This is a genomic window from Acidiphilium sp. PM, from assembly GCF_000219295.1.
Classification (GTDB): domain Bacteria; phylum Pseudomonadota; class Alphaproteobacteria; order Acetobacterales; family Acetobacteraceae; genus Acidiphilium; species Acidiphilium multivorum.
The window spans coordinates 1-2,041 of record NZ_AFPR01000597.1 but is presented as its reverse complement, the minus strand read 5'-3'; the positions used below and the strand labels follow the sequence as shown (position 1 = coordinate 2,041).

3 protein-coding genes are annotated in these 2,041 nt (G+C 62.4%); all 3 read right to left on the bottom strand.

Annotated features, from left to right (window positions below):
- A partial coding sequence (locus APM_RS19215) for a TrbI/VirB10 family protein (RefSeq protein ID WP_007425060.1) occupies window positions 1-755 on the bottom strand: 755 nt, incomplete at its 3' end.
- Window positions 745-1,635 carry a TrbG/VirB9 family P-type conjugative transfer protein gene (locus APM_RS19210; RefSeq protein ID WP_007425059.1) on the bottom strand — a complete coding sequence of 297 codons (891 nt, stop codon included), beginning with the start codon at window positions 1,633-1,635 and terminating at the stop codon, window positions 745-747. The genes APM_RS19210 and APM_RS19215, both read right to left, overlap by 11 nt.
- The coding region (locus tag APM_RS19205) for a type IV secretion system protein VirB8 (RefSeq protein WP_007425058.1) at window positions 1,632-2,041 on the bottom strand (410 nt) is incomplete at its 5' end. The genes APM_RS19205 and APM_RS19210, both read right to left, overlap by 4 nt.

The following is a 2,041-nucleotide window of genomic DNA, read 5'->3' as shown; positions in this document are numbered from 1 at the left end:
CGGTCCTGGCCTTGCACCAGGCCCTCACGAACCTCGCCCAGCACCTGCGTCCCCTTATCCAGCAACGTCACCGTGCCGGTCATCGATCGCACCGGCTGCGGCAACACGCATTTGACGAAGCCGGGCAGGGTCGAATTGATCGCAGTTTGCAGCGTGCAGGGAATGATGGTGCCGGCCGCGATCGTGAAATTCGGATGCGCGATCATCGAGGCATCGGCCGCGCTGAATTGATCCGCGTCGAGCTTATTCGCGAAGGCCGTGGGTTTCGCAGATCCCGCGGAGGGAGCGCCATTCTGGCCCACGGTATTGCTGGCAGGTTGCGCGGATGGTCCACCGCCCGTTTGATTAAACGCCATGATCGGTGCCTTGAGCGCCTTCATGGCGGGGGATTCCTGCTGATTCGTCAGGAACGGATTGTGAAACCCCGCGTTCTGCTTTGGCGGCAGGGGGAGGTCGGCAGGTTTCGAGGGAGGTGTCGTGCTGCTGCTGGCATTGTTGACGAATGGCCGGCCCTCGGTCCCGCCTGTCACGGCGGCCTTATGGGCGAGCTTTGGCTCATGATGTGCGGTGAGCCGGGTCACCACGAGCACGACGCCAGCGCCGAGCGCGCAGGCCAGGAGGATGCCGCCGATCTGGCGCCTGCTGAGGTGCTGCTGGCTGGCGACCGCAGATTGTTCCTGTTCGACCGGCGATGGCGCCGTGTTGGCGTGACGTATCGGCCCATAAGGGCGGTCGGGCGTGTCCTCATTTGCCATCGTTGAATGTCCTCATCTCGCGCTCGACATCCGGGCTGATCGTATGTGTGCCAGGCGTGGCGCCGGTCGGGTTGTATTTGAGGTCATAAATGTCGAGGACCGTATGCCCATCGCGCAGCCGCCATTCTGGCGCGGTGCCCGGCACAACGACCGTATTCCCATTGACCGAATAGTTGGCCGTTGCCTCCTTGCCGTCCGGCTGGACGTAGAAAATGGCCGGGATGCGCTGCATGGCCGGGAAGGTGAACACGGTTGAATAGCCGTTGTCCCAGACCTCGGCGGGTGCCAGCTGATGATCGCCACGAGCGACATATTCGTAATTGCGCGGCCCCTGATATTGATCGACCGTCGCCGCGTTCATGACCGCGCGCGCTTCATCAAGGCGGCTCCTGGCCTCCTTCTGGACAGCCTTCGCTTCGGCCGCCTTCCGCTTGGCAAGCCGGCGCTCATACGCCTGGTGCGGATAGGTGAACACCACGGCGTAATCGACATTCTCGCCGGCGCCGAGGTGCTTGTTCACGGTCTCGAACTGGAAAAAGTAATGCCGGAGCTTGCCGTCGCTGGTCTTGCAGAGGACCGCGATCGGCTGTGCCGGCAGAATGCCGGTTGGCTTGATGAAAAGGTAATTCTGGACCGGGACGACCTTGAGATAGGCGCTATCGCTTTCCGCGACGGAGACGACTTTTTCATTCCTGCCGAACTGGACCGTCAGCGCCGCGCCTGGCGCGGTCCAGATGTCGGTGACGTTGCCGGACTGATAGGGCACATAGCGAACGCGGGGATCTTCGTGCCCCGGATGGGGATACTGTATGGCGAGGGCCGTCCCCATCATGCCGAGCCAGAGGAACCCGCTGGCCGCGAGTTTGCGCGCGCATGTCATGGCGAATCCTTTTGGGCCTGGTAGTTGGTCACAATGAGCCCGCTGGGGTCTGCGAGGCGGGCGGAAACCGGCAGGGTTACGACGTTTTCAAAGCCGACCGTTGCCGTCCATGTCGAAGTCTGCGGATCTGAGCCGTACATCGTCACGGTGCGGCGGAAGCGCACGAGCGCGACATTCGGCCGCACCATGGACATGCTGACCATCGCGACGCTGATCTGCCCCTTTTTACCAACCGTGACCTGCGGGCTGGTGCTGCCTGGCCCTTTATCGAGGAACCAGCTTTGGTAGGTGCCTTGCACCGTGGGGTTGGACATCAGCGAGGCAACATCATACCGATATTGCGCGTCGGCGAAGTCATAGCTTTCCCGGGCACGGACATATTGCCAGATCGCGGCCCTGGTCATCG

Coding starts and splice junctions, on each gene's coding strand:
- APM_RS19210 (WP_007425059.1), bottom strand. CDS start 1,635: ATGACATGCGCGCGCAAACTCGCGGCCAGCGGGTTCCTCTGGCTCGGC.